This is a genomic window from Aminobacter ciceronei, assembly GCF_014138625.1.
Lineage (GTDB): Bacteria > Pseudomonadota > Alphaproteobacteria > Rhizobiales > Rhizobiaceae > Aminobacter > Aminobacter ciceronei.
The window spans coordinates 14049-34408 of record NZ_JACJHY010000025.1; the positions used below are offsets into that span (position 1 = coordinate 14049).

Annotated in this window: 22 protein-coding genes and 1 pseudogene; 4 read left to right on the forward strand and 19 right to left on the reverse strand. The window is 62.2% G+C overall.

All coding sequences use genetic code 11. The features are described 5' to 3' along the window. Nucleotides 1–34 precede the first annotated feature (34 nt). Together HNQ95_RS22860 and HNQ95_RS22865 are read right to left on the reverse strand one after the other, a co-directional pair. A complete protein-coding gene (locus HNQ95_RS22860) occupies nucleotides 35–1621 on the reverse strand; it encodes an ABC transporter substrate-binding protein (RefSeq protein WP_182575367.1) in 1587 nt (528 codons plus the stop codon). Then, complete coding sequence (locus tag HNQ95_RS22865) at nucleotides 1618–2349, reverse strand: FadR/GntR family transcriptional regulator (RefSeq protein WP_182575366.1); 732 nt, start codon at nucleotides 2347–2349, stop codon at nucleotides 1618–1620. The genes HNQ95_RS22860 and HNQ95_RS22865 overlap by 4 nt, the downstream gene beginning before the upstream one ends. A 448-nt stretch (nucleotides 2350–2797) precedes the next feature. On the opposite strand from HNQ95_RS22865, the gene HNQ95_RS22870 reads away from it, so the two are divergent. Next, nucleotides 2798–3952, forward strand: a complete 1155-nt coding sequence (locus HNQ95_RS22870; RefSeq protein ID WP_182575365.1) for an N-acetylneuraminate epimerase — start codon at nucleotides 2798–2800, stop codon at nucleotides 3950–3952. 220 nt (nucleotides 3953–4172) lie between these two features. Here HNQ95_RS22870 and HNQ95_RS22875 read toward each other — a convergent pair whose 3' ends face one another. The 3 genes from HNQ95_RS22875 to HNQ95_RS22885 form a co-directional block, all read right to left on the reverse strand. After that, on the reverse strand, nucleotides 4173–6371 hold the full coding sequence (locus HNQ95_RS22875) for a putative bifunctional diguanylate cyclase/phosphodiesterase (RefSeq protein ID WP_182575364.1): 2199 nt from the start codon (nucleotides 6369–6371) through the stop codon (nucleotides 4173–4175). 389 nt (nucleotides 6372–6760) lie between these two features. Continuing rightward, complete coding sequence (locus tag HNQ95_RS22880; protein ID WP_182575363.1) at nucleotides 6761–7909, reverse strand: amidohydrolase; 1149 nt, start codon at nucleotides 7907–7909, stop codon at nucleotides 6761–6763. A gap of 31 nt (nucleotides 7910–7940) precedes the next feature. After that, nucleotides 7941–8204, reverse strand: coding sequence for a hypothetical protein (locus HNQ95_RS22885; RefSeq protein WP_182575362.1), 264 nt, complete (start codon nucleotides 8202–8204; stop codon nucleotides 7941–7943). 185 nt (nucleotides 8205–8389) lie between these two features. On the opposite strand from HNQ95_RS22885, the gene HNQ95_RS22890 reads away from it, so the two are divergent. Continuing rightward, the gene (locus tag HNQ95_RS22890) at nucleotides 8390–9325 is read left to right on the forward strand and encodes an ankyrin repeat domain-containing protein (RefSeq protein WP_182575361.1); all 936 of its coding nucleotides are present in this window, start codon (nucleotides 8390–8392) and stop codon (nucleotides 9323–9325) included. A gap of 144 nt (nucleotides 9326–9469) precedes the next feature. On the opposite strand, the pseudogene HNQ95_RS22895 reads toward HNQ95_RS22890, so the two are convergent. Beyond that, nucleotides 9470–9625 (reverse strand): annotated as a pseudogene (locus tag HNQ95_RS22895) (OST-HTH/LOTUS domain-containing protein); the annotation flags it as partial. A gap of 129 nt (nucleotides 9626–9754) precedes the next feature. On the opposite strand from HNQ95_RS22895, the gene HNQ95_RS22900 reads away from it, so the two are divergent. Then, nucleotides 9755–10642 (forward strand): DUF4238 domain-containing protein, encoded by an 888-nt coding sequence (locus tag HNQ95_RS22900; protein ID WP_281381278.1) that lies wholly within the window; start codon nucleotides 9755–9757, stop codon nucleotides 10640–10642. Nucleotides 10643–10960: 318 nt separating this feature from the next. Here the strand turns inward: HNQ95_RS22900 and HNQ95_RS22905 are convergent, their stop codons facing one another. The 12 genes from HNQ95_RS22905 to HNQ95_RS22960 form a co-directional block, all read right to left on the reverse strand. Beyond that, on the reverse strand, nucleotides 10961–11713 hold the full coding sequence (locus tag HNQ95_RS22905) for a restriction endonuclease (RefSeq protein WP_182575359.1): 753 nt from the start codon (nucleotides 11711–11713) through the stop codon (nucleotides 10961–10963). Nucleotides 11714–11804: 91 nt separating this feature from the next. Beyond that, nucleotides 11805–12680 (reverse strand): HNH endonuclease, encoded by an 876-nt coding sequence (locus HNQ95_RS22910; protein ID WP_182585826.1) that lies wholly within the window; start codon nucleotides 12678–12680, stop codon nucleotides 11805–11807. Nucleotides 12681–12824: 144 nt separating this feature from the next. Then, entirely contained in the window at nucleotides 12825–13886 is a 1062-nt protein-coding gene (locus HNQ95_RS22915; RefSeq protein ID WP_182575357.1) for a hypothetical protein, read from the reverse strand. Between the two features lie 14 nt (nucleotides 13887–13900). Continuing rightward, complete coding sequence (locus tag HNQ95_RS22920) at nucleotides 13901–14302, reverse strand: DNA cytosine methyltransferase (protein WP_246719265.1); 402 nt, start codon at nucleotides 14300–14302, stop codon at nucleotides 13901–13903. A gap of 125 nt (nucleotides 14303–14427) precedes the next feature. Then, the gene (locus HNQ95_RS22925; protein WP_182575356.1) at nucleotides 14428–14841 is read right to left on the reverse strand and encodes a very short patch repair endonuclease; all 414 of its coding nucleotides are present in this window, start codon (nucleotides 14839–14841) and stop codon (nucleotides 14428–14430) included. Between the two features lie 464 nt (nucleotides 14842–15305). Further along, nucleotides 15306–15947: a hypothetical protein gene (locus HNQ95_RS22930; RefSeq protein WP_182575355.1), complete on the reverse strand. Its 642-nt coding sequence runs from the start codon at nucleotides 15945–15947 to the stop codon at nucleotides 15306–15308. Nucleotides 15948–15982: 35 nt separating this feature from the next. Then, complete coding sequence (locus HNQ95_RS22935) at nucleotides 15983–16273, reverse strand: hypothetical protein (protein ID WP_182575354.1); 291 nt, start codon at nucleotides 16271–16273, stop codon at nucleotides 15983–15985. Beyond that, nucleotides 16270–16722 (reverse strand): helix-turn-helix domain-containing protein, encoded by a 453-nt coding sequence (locus tag HNQ95_RS22940; protein WP_182575353.1) that lies wholly within the window; start codon nucleotides 16720–16722, stop codon nucleotides 16270–16272. Before HNQ95_RS22940 ends, HNQ95_RS22935 begins: the two co-directional genes overlap by 4 nt. Before the next feature lie 50 nt (nucleotides 16723–16772). Then, nucleotides 16773–17219, reverse strand: a complete 447-nt coding sequence (locus tag HNQ95_RS22945) for a hypothetical protein (RefSeq protein WP_182575352.1) — start codon at nucleotides 17217–17219, stop codon at nucleotides 16773–16775. Beyond that, on the reverse strand, nucleotides 17161–17958 hold the full coding sequence (locus tag HNQ95_RS22950; protein WP_182575351.1) for a YdaU family protein: 798 nt from the start codon (nucleotides 17956–17958) through the stop codon (nucleotides 17161–17163). The genes HNQ95_RS22945 and HNQ95_RS22950 overlap by 59 nt, the downstream gene beginning before the upstream one ends. After that, entirely contained in the window at nucleotides 17955–18293 is a 339-nt protein-coding gene (locus HNQ95_RS22955; RefSeq protein WP_182575350.1) for a hypothetical protein, read from the reverse strand. The genes HNQ95_RS22950 and HNQ95_RS22955 overlap by 4 nt, the downstream gene beginning before the upstream one ends. Next, nucleotides 18290–18490 (reverse strand): hypothetical protein, encoded by a 201-nt coding sequence (locus tag HNQ95_RS22960; protein WP_182575349.1) that lies wholly within the window; start codon nucleotides 18488–18490, stop codon nucleotides 18290–18292. Before HNQ95_RS22960 ends, HNQ95_RS22955 begins: the two co-directional genes overlap by 4 nt. Nucleotides 18491–18564: 74 nt before the next feature. Between HNQ95_RS22960 and HNQ95_RS22965 the strand changes: the two genes are divergently transcribed. Beyond that, nucleotides 18565–18981 carry a hypothetical protein gene (locus HNQ95_RS22965; RefSeq protein WP_115732705.1) on the forward strand — a complete coding sequence of 139 codons (417 nt, stop codon included), beginning with the start codon at nucleotides 18565–18567 and terminating at the stop codon, nucleotides 18979–18981. Nucleotides 18982–19315: 334 nt separating this feature from the next. Here HNQ95_RS22965 and HNQ95_RS22970 read toward each other — a convergent pair whose 3' ends face one another. Then, nucleotides 19316–20242, reverse strand: a complete 927-nt coding sequence (locus HNQ95_RS22970) for an IS110 family RNA-guided transposase (RefSeq protein ID WP_067963782.1) — start codon at nucleotides 20240–20242, stop codon at nucleotides 19316–19318. Nucleotides 20243–20360: the final 118 nt, after the last annotated feature.

Sequence of the window (20360 nt, forward strand, 5' to 3'; positions counted from 1 at the left end):
CTGGGATGGCCGCCCCCCGAGGGAGGGAGTTGGCCTATTCGGCGATCGACCACTTTTCCGGGTGGGCCTGGTAGGGACCACCGGCAGGCGCCGGCGTCCAGACGAAGTCCTTCAGCTTGCTCGAGGCCACGCCGTAGCGGTTGGCGACCCACATCGTGCCCCAGGGCAGGTTGGCGTTGGTCGCCTTGCAGACGTCCTGGTAGCGGGCGTCGCGCTTGGCGGCGTCGGTCTCGGCAAGTGCTGCATCGAGCGCTGTGGTCACCTCGGGCATGCGGATGCGCATCAGATTGGCGCCGGCCGGCGGGATCTGCTTTTCGTTGAGGCCGATATTGATGTTGGAGGCATCAGGGCCGTTCTGCAGGCCGGCATAGATCAGCGGGAAGTCGCCGGCATTGCCCGACTGCTGGTAGACGACCGAATTGTAGGTCGGCGTGTCCACAGCGCGCGGCACGATGTTGATGCCGACCTGGGCCAGCATCGCCTGCATGGCGGCCAGCACGTTGGTGGCGAGCGGCGAGGTGTAATAGGTCAGGATGGTGATCGGCTTGTCGCCGTTGATCTTGTCCCAGCCGGCCTCGGCGAGCAGTTGCTTGGCCTTCTCGGGATCATAGGCGTATTGGTCGATGCCCTGGGGCACCAGCCGGTCGGCGACATAGACGCAGTTGGCAGGCTTTGCGGCGCCGCCATAGAGGCTCTGGATGATGGCGTCGCGGTTGATGGCATGCATGAAGGCCTGGCGGACCTTGAGGTCCTTCCACAAAGGCACTTCCTGGTTGAAGCCGACATAATTGACGACATAGGAATCGCCCTCGATGACGGTGAAGGCGTTGTCGCCGGTGAAGGTCGAGACGTCGTTGGAATCGACATAGGTGAACTGGATCTCGCCGGCGCGGAGCGCTGCGATGGCCGCTGCCGGATTGGCGAAATAGCGGTTGATCAGTTTTTCCGCCGCCGGCTTGCCGCCGTGAAAATCGGGGTTGGCGGCGAGCTCGACATACTGGTCGGCGACATATTTGGTGAATTTGAACGGTCCGGTGCCGACAGGCTGCGTCGACCACCAGGCATTCTTGGCGATCTGTTCCACAGGGATGGCGGCGAGCGCATGCTCGGGCAGCATCATCAGCTTGGTCAGCGTGTCGAGCATGCTCGGCGTGGCGGAGCTCAGCTTGACGATCACGGTGCGGTCGTCGGGGGTCTCGACGGTTTCAATGGCGCCGAGGCGGGCGGCAAAGACCGAGCCTGCCTTGTCGTTCTTGGCGAGCTCGATGGTGAACTTCACGTCCTTTGCGGTAAACGGCTTGCCGTCGTGCCACTTGGTGTCGACGAGCTTGAAGGTGTAGGCCTTCTGGTCGGCGCTGACCTCGTAGCTGTCGGCCAGCGCGCCGATGATTTTGGCGAGCTTGTCGTCATAGATCACCAGCGGCTCGAAATAGGTGACGAGCCAGGTGAAGCCGCCGGTGGCGGCCAGCGGGTTGAAATTGCCCTGGAAGCCGCCGGGGCCGACATCGAAGCCGCCCGAGATCGTTGCCCCCTGGGCAAAGGCTGGCGCGGCCGTGGTGGCGGCACCTGCAAAGAGCGCCGCCGACAAGGCAAGCGCCGAGATCATCGTCCTGTAGTTCATGTACTCCTCCCGTTTGACTGATGTGTCTTGTTGTCGGCGATCACTTTGGTGATGCCGGCATAATGGTTGGCGAGCCGGTCCTTGGCGGCGGCGAGATCGCCTGCTTCAACCGCGTCGACGATGGCCGCGTGGTCGCGCCAGGTCTGGACAGGGTCGGCATTGTCGAGGTTGACGAAGTCGGAGGCCTTGTAGAAGGCGAGCCAGAACACCTCGATCAGGCGCGACAGCACCTCGTTGTCCTGGCAGCGGAACAACAGATAGTGGAAGTGCCGATCCTCGTCGGGAAAGCTCTCGCCGCGTTCGGCCAGCGCCTTCATCTTGTCGAGCGTCTCGCGCAGCTCGGCGATGTCGTCCTTGCCGATCAGTTCCAGCGTCCTGTCGATGAGGCCGACCTCCAGCGTGCGCCGGATGGTGATGACCTCCTCGATCTGCTTCAGCGCATCGCCCAGGCCATAAGCGAGGTTTTCGAGCAGCGGCTCGAAGGAGAACGCCTTGACGAAGACGCCGATGCCGCGCCTGGACTCGAGCACGCCGAGCGACTCCAGCGCCTTGATGCCCTCGCGCACCGAGTTGCGGCTGACGCCGAGCTGGGTGGCAAGCTCGCCTTCCGGCGGCAGCGGTGCTCCGGCGGCAAGGCCGTTGTCGTCGATATAGGCGCGCAGGCTCTCCTGCACGGACACATGCAAAAGCGGCGCGCGCTTCAGTGGCTTGATCGATTTCAGGCTCATCTTCGTCTCCGGTTGCCTGTGGGCGTTCCGAAAAACAGCTACCGGTGAAGTGATTACCCACTTGGAGGATATCTGTCAACAGGATATTGGAATGCCCACTTGTTGCTTATTTCCACCTCAGGGATAGCGCAGATGCCCGGACGACCGAAGTCCATTCACTGCCGCAGGCCGGCCCCAGGCGCGCCGTCCACAGTTCACCCGATCAGCCGCACCGTCCCGCCCCGGCCGACCGGCGCGAAGCCGCCCCCCCGACCGGAACCGACCGCCGGCGACGCTGCGCCGCTTGTCGGGCGAAGCCGCAGCCCAAGACAGGGCCCTGCCCGTCTGCGCGCCGCCGCGCCATGCCCGCACCACCAAGGAGAGCAGTGCCCACATGTCCAACAGATCGTCCAAACCAGCCCTGCCCGGCAAACCTTCCCTGCCCCGCAAATACCTGTTGAGAGCCCTCATGACCGCCACCGCAATGTCCCTCGCCTCGCCCCTTTCCACGGCCATGGCCGCCGATGCCTGGCCGGACCTGCCGGTCGGCATCAAGAGCGGCATTGCTGCCCGTGTCGGCGACAGCGTCTATGTCGGCCTCGGCTCGGCCGGCACCGACCTTTATGCGCTCGATCTGGGCAATCCCGCCGCGGGTTGGGCCAAGCGCGCCGCCTTTTCGGGTCCCGCCACCAATGGTGCGGCAGCCGCCGTCTCGGGCTCAAGAATTTTCGTCTTCTCCGGCAACGGCAAGGCAACAGCCGAGGCAAAATCGCCCGTCATCTTCGACACGGTTTATGCCTATGACACTGTTACCGACGGCTGGAGCAAGCTAGACACCACCACCCCTGTCGGACTGTCGGGCGCCAAGGCGTTGGGGCTGAAAGACGGCCGCATCGCCCTTGTCGGCGGCTACAACAAGGAGCTGTTCGACAGCTATCTCGCCAAGGTCGCCGCCACCGACAAGGAGACGAACCCGGAAGGCTTCAGGAAGCTGGTCGAGACCTATATGGGCATGGAACCCGGCGACTATCGCTGGAATGCCGAGCTGCTGTCCTACGATCCCGAGGCGAACAGCTGGAGCAGCCTCGGCGACAGCCCGTTCCTGCCCAATTGCGACGCGGCGGTGGCAGCGCTTGGCGACGACGCCTTCACCCTCATCAGCGGCGAGATCAAGCCGGGCCTACGCACGCCTGAGGTCAAAAAGGTCAGCATCTCAGGCCAGTCGGCCTCATGGCTTGAGCTGGCCGACCTGCCCAGCCCTGAAGCAAACGACCGCCAGGAAGGGGTTGCCGGGGCCTTTGCCGGCGACGTCGGCGGTGCCGTTCTCGTTGCCGGCGGCGCCAATTTCGTCGGCGCCCAGGCCAATGCCGCCGATGGCAAGTGGTTCGCCCATGACGGGCTGAAGAAAGGCTGGCGCGACGAAGTCTACGCCTATGACGGCAACGCCCCTGACGGCAAGCATTGGCAGGAGGTCGGAAAACTGCCGACCGGGCTCGCTTATGGCGCCTCGTTCCCTGTATCCGGCGGCCTGCTCGTCGTCGGCGGCGAGGACGGCGAGGCCACACCGCGCCGCGAGGTCTTCCTCATCAAATGGGACGGCAAGGCGCTGTCGATCGAACACTGAACAATCGCAGTCGGCCGTCGTCCCTGATATGCCTTTTTTGGGGGCGACGGCGGCCGGTCAGCCGGCGCGGCATGGGACCGCCTGCCTGCGGCCCCCCGGGAACCGCCGCTTGCGATCACCGGATCGACCCGACATCAGGCAAACGCGGCCGGCGTGTTTTGGTCGTTGCCGTGCCGTCAGGCGCCTGCCCGGGGCGGAAGCATCTGTCGTCACAGCGGCGCTAGTCCCTGGATCCGACCATGTGCAATGGCTGTGCATCGCCCGCCAGCACTGCGGAAAGCTCTGTCGCCTCCAGCGGTGGTGACAAGAGAAAGCCCTGGAATTCATGGCAGCGCATGGCGATCAGCCGGTCCTTCTGCGCCTCCGTCTCGACACCCTCGGCGGTGACGCGGATGTCGAGCGCCAGCGCCAGGTCGACAAGGGCCTTGGCGATTGCCGCGGCACCGGCGTCGTTGCCGATCGTCTGGATGAAGGAGCGGTCGATCTTCAGCTTGTCGATGCGATGATGCCGGAGGTAGCTGATCGCCGAATAGCCGGTGCCGAAATCGTCGAGGGCGACAAGTATGCCTGTCGCGCGCAACTCTGCCAGCACGGCGCGTGTCGTGTCGTTGTTGGCCAGAAGCACGCTTTCGGTGATCTCGAGCTGCAGGCGCGACGGCGTCAGTCCGCATTCCTCGAGCAGCCGCGCCAGGCGCTCGGGAAACGCTTTGTCGCGCAGCTGCAGCGGCGAGACATTGACCGCCACCCAGGGCAAGGTGCTGGTGGCGGCAAAACGGGCGGCTTGGCGCAGCACATAGTCGCCAAGCAGCCCGATCATGCCGCGCTCTTCGGCGATCGCCACCAGATTGCCCGGCGGAAGCGCTGCGTGGATGGGGTGCGCCCAGCGCAGCAGCGCCTCGGCGCCGAGGATGGTCTGGCAGTCGCCGGCATAGATCGGCTGGTAGGTCAGCCTGATCTGGTCGCCCGAGGTCAGCGCCTCGCGCAATTCGCTTTCGATGCGGCGCTTGCGCAGCAGGATTTCGTCCATGTCGCCGGCAAACACCTGGTAGCGGCCGCGGCCATTCTTCTTGGCCTCGTAGAGGGCAATGTCGGCCTTGCGCAACAGGTCGTCGGGATCGGCCCCGACATCGGGGGAAAGGGCGATCCCGATGCTGGTGCTGACAAAGACCTGGTCGTCGGCCAGCTGGAACGGGATGGAGAACTGCGCAAGCACGATGTCGCAGAAATCTTCGGCATTGCGCGCGTCCTTGACGCCGCTCAGGATGATGGCAAATTCGTCGCCGCCCAGGCGTGCCACGGTATCGATCTCGCGCACCGACTGCACCAGCCGCACCGCGGTCTGGCGCACGAGCTCGTCGCCGGCGGGATGGCCGAGTGTGTCGTTGATATGCTTGAAGCGGTCGAGATCGACATAGAGCAGCGCCACGCGGCCTTTGTCCCTGTCGGCATTGACCAAAGCGCGCCGCAGCCGGTCCTCGAACAGCGCGCGGTTGGGCAGCCCGGTCAACGTATCGTGGAAGGCGAGATAACGCGCCTTGTCCTGGCTGATCTGCAGCTGGCCGGAGGCACGGCGCAGGCGGCGCAACAGATAGATCAGCACCGCCGCCGATATCGCGATGGCGCCAAACAGCGCCGGCGCGGCTTCGCGGACAAGACCGGTGCCCGGGCGCGCCTGCTGCCATCCGACATAACCCAGGATCACGCCATGGCTGCCGATCAGCGGCACTGTCGCGTCGGTGATCGTCTGGGTCAGGCGGGGCAGGACATGGAGGTTTTTCAGCTGGTATCGCCCGGCAATCCTGTCTGTCAGGGCATCGTCGATGAACTGCACGGCGACGTGGACGAATTCGCTGCCGGGCGACTGGGAGACCCGATCTGAACTCGGAACCAGCGGCATGACGCTGAGGATGGCCGGCCTGTCGCCGATCGTGATCAGGTCTTCGGCAGCTTTACTGGCTGTGTCTTCTGATCCGGCGGCCAGCACTTGCCGCATACGGCCGACGACGGGCAGGATCGCATTGCGGTCCTCGGCAAAGACCTCCGACGCCACTGTCTGGCCATCGCGCATGGCATGAACCGGCTGGTCGTGATCGTCCAGGACATAGACGCGGTCATGGCCATAATAGGAATACATCCAGGCACCGAGGTTTTCGGTCATCCATTGCTGGTTGCCCGATTTGGCGTAAGTGACGGCATCGTCCCAGACGGCGACGCTTTCCTGTTCGCGCCTGAGCGCCAGGCCTTCTTCCTTCAGGCCGTTGACGAGGAAAGTGCGCTCAGTGTCGAGGGCTGTGCGGTCGACCTGCAGGGTGGCAAGCAATCCGAAACCTGCCGCCAGGCCCAGGCCCAGAACGGCAAGCGCCAACACCGTCAGCGTCACTTGAAAGGTCAGCGGTCGGGGGTGGTTCTGTACGACCATGGCGTCCGCAGGCTATTGATCCGCCTGCCTATATCAGCACCGGCTTAACATAACGTTAGGTCGCCGATCCCAGCGCCAACGGAGAAGAGCCTGACAATCCCGGGCAGCGGCATGACGGCCCGGCCGAACGGCAAGGCCGGTCAGGCCACAGTCGAGAAGAAATGCCGGCAGCCTCTGCCCCACGACCATGTCGAACGGCACCGTTTTACTTGCGGGCCAAGGCTGTGCTCGGCGACGAAGCGGATAGCACGCGCTCGGCAATCATCACCAAGTTTGTGCCCCACCCCTTCGTCATCCAGACATCCCGCTCATGCCTTGAATCGCAAAACCTCTCTATCTCCTTGTTTTGACGCAATTCCTGCGAAAGGCGCTGCGCGCTTTTCCTGCGCCTAGCCGAGCAGGTTGTCGGCGACGCGGGCAAAGACACGCGCCCCGATCGGGATCAAATCGTCGGGAAAGTCGTAGTCGGGATTGTGCAGCGACGGGTGGGTGGTGCCGGCGCCGAGGAAAAACATCGCCGAACTGGCCGAGCGGCCGAACAGCCCGAAATCTTCCGATGCCCGCATCGGCAGCGCCTCTTCGCTGTGGCTTATGCCCTCCTCGTCCAGCGCCTGCCTGAGATGTTCGACGGCGTCTTCGGCATTGACGCTGGCGACGAAAATCTCGTGGTAGCTGACGGCGTGGTCGAGGCCAGACGCCGCTGCCGTCGTCGCCACCAGCTGTTCGGCAGCCTGGCACAGGCTCGCCATGGCGTCGTCCTGCCGGGTCCGCAGGCACGCCCACACCTCGGCATAGCCCGGGGCGATGCCGAACACCGCCTCGCCCATCGTCGCATGCGTGACGGTGACCATGCGAAAGCCGTCGTCGGCAAATGTCTCGCTGCCCAGGCCGGGAAATGCGGTGATCAGCTCCGCCACGGCGAGGCGCGGCGAGGTGCCGGTCTCGGGCATCGAGGAATGCGCGGTCTTGCCCGTCAGCCGCACCCGCATGCCGCGCGAGGCACAGTTGACGGTGCCGGCCTTGAGGCGGACCTCGCCAAGCGGCACGCCGGGCAGATTGTGCAGCGAAAAGGCAAAGTCCGGCGCGATCTCCTGATAACGCGGATCAGTGACGACGGCGGCCGCCCCGTCGCCGGTTTCTTCGGCCGGCTGGAACATCAGCACGACACGGCCGCGTGCCGGGCGTTGCCGCCCGAAGCGCCGGCCGAGCCCGGCAACGATCGCCATATGCCCGTCATGGCCGCACATATGCGACTTGCCAGGCACAAGCGAGGCATGCGCCACCTCAGACAGCTCCTCGATCGGCAGCGCATCGAGCTCGCAGCGAAACAGCACCGTCGGCCCCGGTGCTGCACCGTCATAGACCAAAGCGACGCCATGTCCGCCGATCCCGGTCAGCACCGTGTCGGGCCCGCTGTCGCGCAGAAACGCCACCACCGCTGCTGCGGTGTCTTCTTCCTCGTTGGAGATCTCGGGCTGCTGATGCAAAAGCCTGCGCCAGGCCGTCAGTTCGACAAGGTCGTGATTGGTCAGGGTCAATTCGAACGTCTCCCGCTTCTGGTCATGCTAGTCATGACGGCCGGTCGGCTCCGGAGGCTGCGACCACCATGCTCCCCACCTCACGACCATAGCCGCTTCGGTTCGATCCTGCATGAGGCGGCAACAGCTTGCCGGAATTGACACTCACCCCTTGCGCAAAACCAATGCGACAGCGCGGGTTTGCGGCTTGAGCCAGCACAGCCCCTTTCAGCGGGTGGGCCGCTCTTTGCGCAAACGTTCCTGTCTGGAATGGGACGGTCGCGACCGACAGGCCGAACGCCTGGTCGATGAGCATCCGGCCGGCAGCTCGTTCGGCGACGGGATGCCGGCGAGCGCGCGGCAGGCCCGGCCAGTTCCGCATTTCAGGATCAGACGCGTGGTCGTTCGGCTTGCGGCCCCGGAACGGTCGCTCTCCAGGCAACCTCGTCCGCCGGCACCGGCGTTGTCGCCGGCAGGCCCTTGGCCTAAGATGAGCCCGTCATGGAACTCCTCAGCTCAGAGGATGCGATGATCAAGCAGGCACGCATGTGGATGATAGGGGCTTCGGCGGCCCTCTGGCTTGTTGCGCTGCCGGCCCAGGCGAACGAGCTGGGCGATCTTGTCAGGAGCGGCGACGTCGCGGCGGTGACCTCGGCCCTGGACAAGGGTGCGGCCATCGACGAAATCGACGGTGTGACAGCGCTCTACATCGCCTGCGAAACCGGAAATGCCGCGCTGGCCGAGCTGCTGATCACGCGTGGCGCCGACGTCAATCTCCCCGTCAGCTGGCAAAGAACGCCGCTCTACGCCGCCACCAAGGCCGGCTTTGCCGACATCGTCAAGCTGCTGCTCGGCCATGGCGCCGATCCCAACCAGTTGGCGAAAGCACAGACCCCGCTGCATGTGGCGGCCGAGGCCGGCTGCCTTGCCTGCGTGACCTCGCTCGTCGAGGCCGGCGCCGAGGTCAATGCACTGACCTCGAACGGCAGTCCGCCCATCCATCTGGCCAAGCTCGCCGGCCACGACGACGTCGTCGCCTATCTCACCAGTCACGGCGCCCACGGACCTGATATCGCTGCGATTTCGCCACGACTTGCCTCGGCAAATGCGCAATCGGGCAAGGACATTTTCGCCACGACCTGCGCGGCCTGCCATCTGGCAGCACCTGGGCTCAAGATTCCGAAACGCGCCAATCTGTGGGGCATCGTCGGACGGCCGAAGGGTTCGGAGAGCGACGTCGCCTATTCGGCGAGCCTGAAGCAGGCCGGAGGCGTCTGGGGCTTCGAGGAGCTCAATTCCTTCATCGCCAACCCCGCCCTCACCTTGCCTGGAACCGACATGTCGTTCCCCGGCCTGGCCGACGAAAACCAGCGCGCCGATCTCATCGCCTATCTCCGCACCCTGAGCGAGACACCGCTGCCGCTTCCCGGCAAGTGAGTGGCTGACAGGCTGAAATGCGAACGCGCTGCAGGTTTCCCGAACGGCCCGTGTGTCACCGGCATGGCCGGTCCAGACGGCGGCGACATGCAGATCCGTAAGCCGACAGCCGGCAAGCGGCGCTCTAGTTCAAATGGGAAGCTGTCACGATTTCTGCTTGGGCTTCGCTGGTGCCGGCTTCTTGCGGATGCGCATGCCCCGCCCTTCCGGATTTTCGATCTCGAAGACATTGGTTCCGCGGACGAGATCGCTGAGCTTGCGGAAGCCGAAATTGCGGGGATCGAAGTCGGAGGGGACGCTTTGCGCACTATTTCGGATGTTCCGTCAGCCTCTGACACTTACTGAAAGCTGCCGTTTCCTAATGCTCTCCGCTGGTTCAACGTTGAGACAACGTTGTGCGATCTGGCGCGAATCTGCTCAGCTATCGAAATGTCCAGCAACAGAGCACCTCACCGGCACCATTACATTCCCCGGATGATCCTGAAGAATTTTCTTAATGATCGCGGTGGCCTGTACTTTTGGCGTCGTGAGTTTCCTGTTGGGCACGTAAGGACCACTACACCGGCGAACCTGTTCCTTGAAGATGACCTTTACACCGTCATCGGCGATGAGGGCGAACGTGACTCTTCTTTGGAGCATGGCTTCTCGAAGCTGGAGGCTGCAGGCGCACACTTTCTCCGGCAACTCCTTGATATCGTCAGGTCCGGCAAGAAACCGCATATGGGAGAGGACGTCTGGGAGTTCCTCCAGCTGTTCCGATATTACTCGGACAAGCGCTCTGCAGCTTGGCACTCGCGCTTCTTAAGCGACGAGGAGTTCAATGCCGTCTTGGAAGAGGTCGCCAATAAGCCGCACGTGACGGATGCCGACCGCGCGTGGTTGGCCAACCCGAAGGATGTCGACAGGATCAAGAGGAACTCTCGCATCGCCGCGCAAGCAACTGGTCCCACGGAAGAGCTCCTTGAGGCGATGCGCGGCCGCGGACTGGCGATATACATAGCACCTCGATCCGCCTCCTTCGTGCTCGGCGATCACCCCACGGCAGTGGCCAAGATTGGATCCGCAACCGAAGGGGCGTTTGGTGGCAAGCTCTCGTTCATGCCGATCGCGAGCGACGTTGCGCTCGGTTACTCTTGGCAACCCAGGACAGTGCACCTGGAGCAGCTTACCAGACCGCAGCTGCGGACGATGAACGAGGCCATGACAAGACAGTCAGAGATGATAGCCGGCCGATCACAGGCGCTTGTCGCCTCGCTGTCCCGTGTGAGTTATGAGACGCCCGAATACTTCACCACGTCGGACTATGTTTTTGAATGACACAGCATTTTGGCTGCTATGCCATCTGGGATCGCTCTGCATGGAACGTCGATAGTGTTCCACGTTCGGTGGTCTATCTGTGACCCGACCGCATCCTGAGCAAACCGCTCGGTGCAGTCTTGAAGACTGCCACCATTGTCGGGGACGGCAGCGCGCACCAAGCCGGCCAGAGACCTCCACACATGGCCTGCGATTATGCTAATGTTGGGGCCTGCTTCGATCGGATTGAACATCTCGTCGCAACTCGCGCGAAGCTCCCGAACTGCGTGACGCTAGAATGTCTCGGCATACATGGCACACGACACACGCGTCGTGCAATCACGCCGTCGACAATGATCGTCGGTTCACGGTTCTAACTTCGCTAACACCTATTGCGAGATGAAGCTCGGCAGACCTCGCTCCTCGCTCATCCTCTTCGATCGAAGCCAGCCAGAACCAGGGCAGGCGGCACGCGCACTGATGGCCTATGTCGCTGTCGTCATCCTCGGGGACGTAGAGAATCTGACGGCAGGTAGCGCAAGAAACATGAAACTTCCGACAACGATCACATTTGCCCACGCTGTGAACGAACGTCATGCGGGTTGGGGTACCGTCAGGCGCCACAAGACCGAGAGAGATCTCCGGGTAACCGTCCCAGAAGACGCGTCCATATTTACAGCCGAGGCGAACGCAGCGTGGCCAAGTTCTCGGATCGAAACTCTCAAGACGATCGAGCGGCAAAAGGCGGATGCTCACTGCCGATTGGGCGCGCTTCTCCGCCGCAGCCGTATGCCCATTGGGGCAAACGAGATAGCCATGAGTGGCCCCGACGTCTTCCATCATCCCTCGAAAGGATTCTACCTCCTTTACATCGATCTTCCGCTTCCGTCGCTTTGCGTCGACTATGATCCGCCGACTGTTGTCGGTATCGTGCCGCGCTTCGATTAAAACGTCGATCTGACGCGGGATGCCCGTAATGCGCCCAAGGACCGAAGCGTTTGGCGTCACGCAGAATTCCGTCGACAACTGGTCGGCCATCAGCCGAGCAACCAAGCGTTCATAGCGTTTCCAGTCCTCCAACTCGTCTCCCATCGTGATAGCCTCCCAGGTAGTGCCGGATGTGGCAGCTATGGCATTCCCTGCAAAACCTGATTAGTCAAAACGTGGCATCTCTGTCGAAAAATTATGTGATGAAGACCTCGGCCCGGTGGTGCTCCATGTACCAACGCTGCCCTTCATTTAGTCCTGCGCTCCCCCAAGGCATGGGAGCCTCCGCAAAGCCAAATTGCTTGTGAACCAGATGCTCAAAGCCAAGTCGACGCATGTCAGCGTGATCTACGCGCTGTGATACTAATATGCCGCCGTCGTTTGAGAAGCTTATGAACCCGCGGTCGAAAAGAAGGTCGGCGTCGGGCGTGAGAAGAAGGCCGTTGTGTCCATCAAGTCGCTCGTCCGCTGAGCTGCAGTTACGCCACGGCTTTATGTGACTCGCGATAAGCAGCGAGGGGTTAGTAACCCCCGTGAGGCGACAAGATCGCTCTATCCGTTCTACATTTGATCGGAAGACACCTTGCCCTCGACGCGCCATGACGACACTTCTCCGTACCGTGTCGTCTAGTGCCAAGTCGAGCGCAATACTTCGCTCTGCAACATCATCGAGTAGTTCGCTCACCACCTCGAAACTCAGGCTGTTTGATCCACCCCGCGCAAGGGCAATCTGGTCGAACACAGCACTGGCAACAATCACATCGAATGCAGCTTGGGGAATCTGGGCGAGGTACGCCTTTTGATTCCCGTTTCCTGTCATCGGGTGAATTGGCGAATATCGGGTGGGCAGATGTCTCCCCAAAGCGCCAATGAGTGTTTTCGGCCGTATGGCTGGAATGAGGGGAACCCAATAGACGGGGAGCAGCCACCCCTCACGATTCCAATAAACGCCCGCGTTGCCGAATTCCTCCGGTTTAGGTGCAGTGAACGCAAATTCGGTCACGCGACCAACGTAGCGGATCTCCTGATTAGCATAGGAAAGCACAAGATCACCAGGTGATGCACGGCGCATATTATTGTAGAATTCGCTCCGCTTTCCATCACTCTCTGTTTTCGGTGACCACAAGTAGCGACCTTCGATTTCTTGTCGAGCTGTCTGCTTATGATTTACCCACCAATGGCTTGGCATACTGGTTAGACATCAATCATCGACGCGTCACCGATCTCGCTTTGTTGGCGGGGCTGGCGTTCCAGCAAAATCAAGTCCAACTCGGGTCATTGTGGCACCAAGTCGATGGGTCAAATTCAATGCATATTCATACCGAAGTTGCCCAACAACCTTGGCATGTTGTTTTTCCGATACAAGTCGTGTCTTACCCATCTTTGTGACGAACACGTCAAACTCAAAATCAACACCAAATTCACCGAGCTTATCAGCATAGAGTATTTGCCAATCAGGTGCGGAATTTTCCCCTTCTGGCTTATTGAAACAGAAGCCGGAAACCGAACTCTGTGATTGAATAAATATATACCTGTTTGATTGAATATCCTTTGGCGTAGACCTACCATCCTTCAATGGTACAAGTTTTACCGCAACAAATGGAAGCCTCCCGCCAAATACTGATCGACGTTCTTCCGACAATTGCGCAGGAACCATATCACAAGCAGGAGATAGACAGATCCAATATTCATCTTTGGCTTTAAAAACATGACCAGTGTTTAAATGCCATCCTTCAGGATCTTTGCTACACACAAAAGCATTGTGTTCGTGCTCGGCTTTTGATCGCGTAGCTGCATCCGTAAGGTCGATCTTGAAATGACCAAAGCAGATCTCTCCGGCGTCCCTCTGGGCCTCCATCTCAATCAACTTGTCCGCGAATTTTTGGACAGGTTGCAGAACAGCACCCATTAGCCGCTCTGAATGGCGCGACACAGCCTCAGCAATAAGCCATCGCCGCTCTACGCCATTCGCCGTCAACAGACGCTTGTACCAATGAGCGAGAGCGTGCTGATTGCTAAGTGCCTTGGTCTGCGCAAGTACTCCCAATTCATCCATCTCTGCGCGTATGCGAGCCAACAACAGTCTAGATGGTTGCGGATTCCAAGCATACAAAGCGGCCTGAAGCTCGGAGATTAGGTCTTCGCGATCAGCCTTATTGGAGAAGGCAATGAAGAGGGATTCGGACTTAATCCAGTGCACCCCTTCGCTGGCCCAATGTAGACGCTCAAACAAAGTCTTGCTGAAATCACGTTTGAGTTTTTGCTCGATCGACGCCAACAACCTGCACAAAACTAGACGTTCTTGAACGCCGTCCCATCCGGCGGCCTGACATTCGGCATGGAATTGAAGTAGATGTGTATGAGGTCATTACGCTCGTCCGCAACACCAGCATCTTTAATTCTATGTGCGGAAAATCCTTGACACGGAGGCCCCCCGAGCAAGAGATCGCAGTTCTCCCCGTCCTTAAAAACCTGTTCGCGCTCTGCCTCAGGCGGCATAGTTGAAATGTCACCTTCGCGCAGAACTGGAGGTTCCTCAACATCGCAAAGATTGTTTCGATAGGTGGATGCCGCGTGCCGGTTGTTTTCAATTGCCAGCTTTATTGCGAAGCCTGCCTGCCTCGCAGCCAACGAAAACCCCCCAGCGCCAGCAAACAGATCGACGCAACTAAGCATCAAATTCGGACCAGCCAAGTAGTGGCTTTGCCGCCAACATATTGAACATCACGCAAAATCCCCCATCCCCGGCGGCACATACTAGCGCCGCGGGCCATGAGTGTCGAGATGTTTGTCGACTGTTTAACTGAAAGTTCGGACAGTCAACTCTTCCCTTTTAGCAGATCAACAATTCTCTTTGATAGTGCCTCTTCGTTCCTTGCTTCGCATTCCCAAATGACTGCAACCGTCCAGCCAAGAGCGGAAAGCTCACGCTCCACGATACGGTCTCTCTCGATATTTCGTGCAAATTTCTGTTTCCACCTTTCTGCATTGGTGGCAGGTTGGCTAGCGCGCTTACAGCCCGGGTGCCGATGCCAAAAGCAACCATGGACAAACATGGCGGTCTTGTATCGAGGAAGGAGCACGTCGGGTGTGCCTGGCAAATCGCGACGGTGAATCCGAAACCGGAATCCTAGTCGATGAAGCGCCCGGCGCACCCGCATTTCCGGAGCGGTATCCTGCCCCCGAATTCGTCGCATCAAGTCTCGGCGAGCGGCGGCCGAAAGGTGATCCATCTGAAGCCCCACGGAGGTTCCAATTCTCGCTCGGTCGCAGCAAGTACGAGGGCTATTTCCTTGCCCCCTCTGCGGCTTCAGCAGCAGCAAGAGCCAAGTCGAGCATTGCCTAGTTTCGCAGCTTTCTGTGAGGGATCAACCCAGTGCCGCATACGCGCTTCCACTGAATGAGCAGGACCGCTTCTGAATCCGAGGTGCTCACCTTTACCTAATGCGGCGAGCGCAGAAAGCCACTTCGCACGCGACCAGCGGTAGCCAATCTAGATTTGCCCGCCTTGAAGTCGGCCAATCGCAGTGGTCTGCTAAAGGACACAGCCGCACTAAAGTCCCTGACTATGTGATACCTTACCCGCTCAGCTCCGGCGTCATGACGACCACGGGGGAGGTGCATTGTCGTGCCCCTTGTCGTTATGTTGGCTGATCGAAGACCCGCCGGGGCCAACCCAAACTCCCCGCCATCCCCCTCACCCACCCACCCGCCGCCGCGCCGTCTGGATCCCCCACATCGCCGCCAGGTCATCCAGGTCGGCGCGCAAATTATCCGCCATGGTCAGGCGTTCGCGTTTGTGCGGGGTGATTTCGGCGAGCGCCCGGCCCTCGGCGCAGACGAGCTGGAGCACCTGGTAGCCGCGGTGGCCGACGAGATGGCGGCAGCGTGTAAGTTCGTTGGCGGCGACGATGCGGGCGGCGAGCGGGTCGCCGCGGCCGCCGTCGACGCGGTCGAGCGCATGGTCGAGGCTGCGCACCGTGCCGCCGGCCTTTTCCCAACAGGCGCGGAAGCGGTCGGCCGCCTGTTTTTGCGCGCGCGCCAGGAAGCCGCGGGCAAACAAGGTCTCGACGGCACTTTCCCTGATGTTTTTCTGGGCGGTGATGAGGCGCGGAAACGCCTTTTCGCCGTCACGCGCCGGCCGCCAGTCGGGGTTTTCGACCTCGACGGTGACCAGCGGGCTCGGCGGCTTCGGCTGTTTTTTCGCCCTGCCCGTGCCCGAAATGCTTTTGGCCGACTTGCTGGTGCCCGACTTGCCGGTGCCCGCTTGGCCCATGCCCGTGCCCTTCCTCGTGGCCACCGTGCCCATGCTCGTACCCGCCATGCCCGCCTTGCCCATGCCTGCCTCGCCTCCCTTGCTCATATTGGCCCTGCTCATAGTGGTCTTGCCCGGGCGCGTTCGACGACGACAGGTTTGCGGCCGGGCCGGAACAGCCGCTCCGCCTCGGCGCGGGCCGCGCAAACCTTGTCGCCGAAGCCGCGGATGGTGCCGTTGAGGTGTTTTTCCTGGGCCTGGTAGGCGGCGATCAGCGCCTTGTCGTGCGAGGGGTAGCCCGCCGGCCGCGCGCCCGACATCACCGGCCAGTAGTTGGCCTTGTGGCTGTAGCGGACCAGCGCGCGCCAGGCGCCGTCGATCCATTCGGCCTTGGCATGGAAATGGTTCATCGCCTGCCTCCTGCCATATTGCCTCGGGGGATGTCGTCTCGGGGCATCTTGTCTCCTGGGGTCTTCTCTCCGCAGATCCTGTCGCCGAGGAACGAGAGGCGCGGCAGGGTGATGTTGTTGCTTGCGGCCGGCCGCAGTGCTGCCTTGGCGGCGGCGGAACGGGCAAAGACCGGGTCGCCGAGCACACGGGCGGTGAGGTCGCGGTCGTCGTCCGGCAGCTCGGCCAGGCGCGCGGCAAATTCGGCCCGGGTCACCCTGTCGTCCTGGCGGCGGAAGCCGGGGGCCACCGGTTGACAGCGCGCAAGCTTGGCGTCGGCGCGCTTGCGCCGGTAATCAGGGTCGAGCCGGCAATGCACAGTGTCGGGCGACAGGCCGAAGATCACGGCGATCTGGTTGAACTTCATGCCGGATTCACGCATCCGGCCGGCGAGATCGAGGTCCCAGGCCATGGGTCGGGATGTCATGGGTCGAGATGTCATGGGCTCGGCTTGCTGGTGTTTCATTGTGCCCTCTTCAGCTGCATCAGGATTGTTTCCGACACCGGCACGCGCCAGCTCCGGGCCAGAGCCACCAGCTCATCGAGGCCGTTACGCTCGGCCTCGGCCAGCAGATCGGCGCGGCCGTTGCGGATGGCGGCCTGCAGCAAGGGCAGCTTGAGGCACATGCGGGCGCGTTCGTCCGGCCGGGGTTCGCGCCGCAGCACCCTGGACGGCACAGGCAGGGCCTTGCGGCCGCGATGCGGCAGGATGCCGGCGATGCGGCGCGCCTCCTGGACGAATTCGGCCACCGACGGCGCAAACGTCCGGTTCTGGCCGTCGACGGCGCCCGTGGTGAAGCGTTGGGCCGCCTCGACCACCGCCTGCGGCGCGACATCGGCCAGCACCGCCTCATAGGTCTGCATCGTCAGGTCGGCATTGCCCGATGTCTGGGGGAAAGAATTCAACATTGCGGTGAGTGCCAAATAGGCTCTCTGGTCCATGGGAAGCTCCTAGTCGGTCCATTGCCACGTCGACGAAGGTGCGCTTGCGCTGGGGTGGCGGGCGCGGGCGGCGCTCGGCGGCATTGCGGCACCAGTTGCGCCAGGTCGCCGGCCAGTCGAGCTTGACGCCCCTCTGCCCGGCCTGCGAATTCCAGTAGTCGCGGAATTTCTCCGCCTCGCGTGCCGCCTCATCAGGCGAAAGCCCTGCCTTGGCCGCGTCGTCGAAATCAGGGCTGAAGCTCCGGGGCAGCCGGCTGCCGCGCCTTTTGCAAGAAGCTTCCGTTTCTCTGGATCTGGTCTCTGGCTTCTGGCTGGCAGTGCCAACGCTGTGCGGCGGCACAGCATCGGCATCGGCGGCCCCTTGATCTTGCTCGGCTTTGCGCCAGCGCGCCCGGGCCGCCTGTTTGCCGGCCAGCGACTTTTCCGAACGGATGGCGCATTCCCTGGCGACACGCCCGTTCCACAGCCCGCCGTCGATGCGGCGGATCTTGCCGTCACTGATCAGGCTTTCGAGTGCTGCCTTGAAGGCAGCGCTCGAGGCGCCGCACAATCTGGCAAGGCGGAGATGGTCTTCCGGCACGGGCGCGCCGCGCTCATACATCGAGGCCACCAGCGTGATGTAGATGCCGGTTTCAGCGGCACTCATGCCACGTGTGCCGGCGAGCCAGTCCGAGGCAAAAAAACGAACCCAGGGCATGTCGCTCATGCGGCCACCTCCGGCTGGACCAGCACGACGCAGCGCGGGCCGTCTTCAGCCGGTTTGTCGTCTGCAACCCATTCAACCGTCAGCCGGCGAACCAGGCCGTCGATCAGGCCATGCGCCGTGAGCGTGTCGAGGATGCACCGGCCAAAATCGGCGGCGTCGCCGCAGCTGGCCTCAGCGCGGGCGCCTGATGCCGCGAGGCGGACATAGACGGCGACCGGCCCCTTGAGCCGGCGCGGCCGCTGGCCTGACAGGGCGGCCTCGAGGTCAGCGCGCCGGTCGCGCGCTGACGGCACGCGGCCCCTGCCCCTGGTGATGTCCAGCTCGAGCCGGATCATCGGACGGTCTCCGCCTGTCGTGCCGTGCCGGCCGGCGTGTCGATCTCGAAGCCGCCCGCGGGGCGGACAGCGTGCCGAGGGCGGCACAGGCGGCGCGACGGCGCTGCCCGGTCGGCCGATTTCAGCGCCGCGCGGAGCCGGTTTTTGTTGGATGTGAACATGAGCGAATGATTTCCATAACGGAAATCATTCGTCAAGCAATTATTTCCATTTTGGAAATTTTGCGCTTTCCGTTCTGGAAAGCTACATTTTGGCCATGAAAGAGTTAGCCATGACGGATTTCGAGGCGCCGCGGCTCTATATCGAAGAATGGATGGCGACCATTCCCGGCCTGGACAGGAAGCGGCTGGCCGAGCGCATGAAGGTCGCCGGCGGCACCATCAGCAAGAAGCTCGCCAGGCCTGAAAACATCGACGGCGTCTGGCTGGCGCAGTTTGCGGCAGCGCTCGAGCTTGCGAGCCCGATCGAGCTTTACCGCGATCCGACGGCGGCTGCTGCCGTGACCTCGCCGGAGAGCAAGCTGCGCGCCGCCCTGCTGGCCTTCGGTGTCGACAAGGACGACCTCGGCAAGGCGGTTGCCGTGGTCAAGGGTTTCCTCGATGACGACGGCGAACGATCAGCACAAGCCCTTCCCGGTGATCGATCTGCACCCGCCAGTCGCCGCCGTGCAAAAGAGCCATCGCGGTAGAGATCTCGGCTGACTTGCGTTTGACCACCATCATCGGATCAAGCGGGGCTGTGGCGTGCGCGGCATCGCGCAGCCCGGCGACGATCTCGTCATTGCGGGATCGGTAGCGCGCCTTGATCTGATGTCTGATCGCCATCCCGGCTCCTCTTTATCAGCGGATAGGAACATTTTCCTTGAGACAGAGTCAAGAACATCAGAGGAAAATATTCCCCTTGCCCCCAATTGTGACTGATATGGAAAGGTGATTGGATCGAGCCGGCTGATTTGAGGGCAAAGCTCGAAATGTCCAGGTGGAAGAGCGTTATCGTTGTTGCGGCCGGCCTGGCAACTGTGTTCAAGCGAAGTGTTTTTGGTCGCGAATCATGGCGTTGAGGATGGTGATGAGCTTTCGCGCGACAGCGATGATAGCGCATTTCTTTGATCCGGAGCGTTGGGCGATGGCCTGGTAGAAGGCCTTGAAGCGCTGGTTTGCGCGGATTGCGCCGAGGGCTGCCATGTAGAGCGCCCGGCGTAGCCTTGGCCGGCCGCCCCGGATGCTGCGCCGGCCGGTCCTTGTGCCGCTGTCGTTGTTGCAAGGCGCAAGGCCCGCGAGGCTGGCGATGGCCTTGGGCGAGATGGTTCCGAGTTCGGGCATGTGGGCCAAGAGGGTGATGGCGGTCACCTTGCCGATGCCTGGAGCGGAGGTCAGGCGCTCGGCCTGTTCGGCAAGCTCGTCCAGGGTTTCGATATGGCTGGCGATCTCGGCCTCGAGGGCCGAGATGCGCTGGGACAGGCCAACGATTGCAGCCTCGATGTCGGCAAGCACGGTGATGTCGGTGGTTTCGTCGCGATGGCGCAGCTCGAGCGCGCGCGCTGCGACCAGTTGGTCGCGGCGGCGGGCCAGGGCAACAAGCCGCTCACGCCCGGGGCATGGCGGCGTGTCGGCATCGGGGCAGAACATCGCCCCCATCTCGCTCAGGATGCGGGCATCGATGCGGTCGGTCTTGGCCAGGTGGCCGCGCGCCTGGGCGAAACGGCGCACCGTCATCGGATTGATGCGGACGCAAGCGATGCCGGCCTTGGCGAGCGCCTGGCGTAAGGCCCGGTCATGGTGCCCCGTCGCCTCGAGGACGACGAAGCTGTTTGGCGCTAGGCCGGCAGCGAAGCGGGCCAGAGCCGCAGCCTCGTTGGCCACGCGGCTGAAACGGCGGCTGAGCGGATCGAAGACATCGATCACCGCCTTGGCGATGTCGCAACCGACATAAGTGTGGTGTATCGTCATGGAACCTCTTCCTGTGGTGCGAGGTCCGCGCCAACGGCCTCGTGCAACTGTGCAGGTTGACGGCAGGTGGTGCGGGAAGGGAGCCGAGCCAAGCCGCGGTCTGTCGTGTTCAGCACGA

Bases quoted from the DNA above. Each gene is read 5' to 3' on its own strand.
- HNQ95_RS22860 (WP_182575367.1), bottom strand. From the start codon at position 1,621: ATGAACTACAGGACGATGATCTCGGCGCTTGCCTTGTCGGCGGCGCTC.
- HNQ95_RS22865 (WP_182575366.1), bottom strand. From the start codon at position 2,349: ATGAGCCTGAAATCGATCAAGCCACTGAAGCGCGCGCCGCTTTTGCAT.
- HNQ95_RS22870 (WP_182575365.1), top strand. From the start codon at position 2,798: ATGACCGCCACCGCAATGTCCCTCGCCTCGCCCCTTTCCACGGCCATG.
- HNQ95_RS22875 (WP_182575364.1), bottom strand. From the start codon at position 6,371: ATGGTCGTACAGAACCACCCCCGACCGCTGACCTTTCAAGTGACGCTG.
- HNQ95_RS22885 (WP_182575362.1), bottom strand. From the start codon at position 8,204: ATGCTCATCGACCAGGCGTTCGGCCTGTCGGTCGCGACCGTCCCATTC.
- HNQ95_RS22890 (WP_182575361.1), top strand. From the start codon at position 8,390: ATGGAACTCCTCAGCTCAGAGGATGCGATGATCAAGCAGGCACGCATG.
- HNQ95_RS22900 (WP_281381278.1), top strand. From the start codon at position 9,755: ATGTCCAGCAACAGAGCACCTCACCGGCACCATTACATTCCCCGGATG.
- HNQ95_RS22905 (WP_182575359.1), bottom strand. From the start codon at position 11,713: ATGGGAGACGAGTTGGAGGACTGGAAACGCTATGAACGCTTGGTTGCT.
- HNQ95_RS22910 (WP_182585826.1), bottom strand. From the start codon at position 12,680: ATGCGCCGTGCATCACCTGGTGATCTTGTGCTTTCCTATGCTAATCAG.
- HNQ95_RS22925 (WP_182575356.1), bottom strand. From the start codon at position 14,841: ATGGATCACCTTTCGGCCGCCGCTCGCCGAGACTTGATGCGACGAATT.
- HNQ95_RS22930 (WP_182575355.1), bottom strand. From the start codon at position 15,947: ATGGGCAAGGCGGGCATGGCGGGTACGAGCATGGGCACGGTGGCCACG.
- HNQ95_RS22935 (WP_182575354.1), bottom strand. From the start codon at position 16,273: ATGAACCATTTCCATGCCAAGGCCGAATGGATCGACGGCGCCTGGCGC.
- HNQ95_RS22940 (WP_182575353.1), bottom strand. From the start codon at position 16,722: ATGGCCTGGGACCTCGATCTCGCCGGCCGGATGCGTGAATCCGGCATG.
- HNQ95_RS22945 (WP_182575352.1), bottom strand. From the start codon at position 17,219: ATGTTGAATTCTTTCCCCCAGACATCGGGCAATGCCGACCTGACGATG.
- HNQ95_RS22950 (WP_182575351.1), bottom strand. From the start codon at position 17,958: ATGAGCGACATGCCCTGGGTTCGTTTTTTTGCCTCGGACTGGCTCGCC.
- HNQ95_RS22955 (WP_182575350.1), bottom strand. From the start codon at position 18,293: ATGATCCGGCTCGAGCTGGACATCACCAGGGGCAGGGGCCGCGTGCCG.
- HNQ95_RS22965 (WP_115732705.1), top strand. From the start codon at position 18,565: ATGACGGATTTCGAGGCGCCGCGGCTCTATATCGAAGAATGGATGGCG.
- HNQ95_RS22970 (WP_067963782.1), bottom strand. From the start codon at position 20,242: ATGACGATACACCACACTTATGTCGGTTGCGACATCGCCAAGGCGGTG.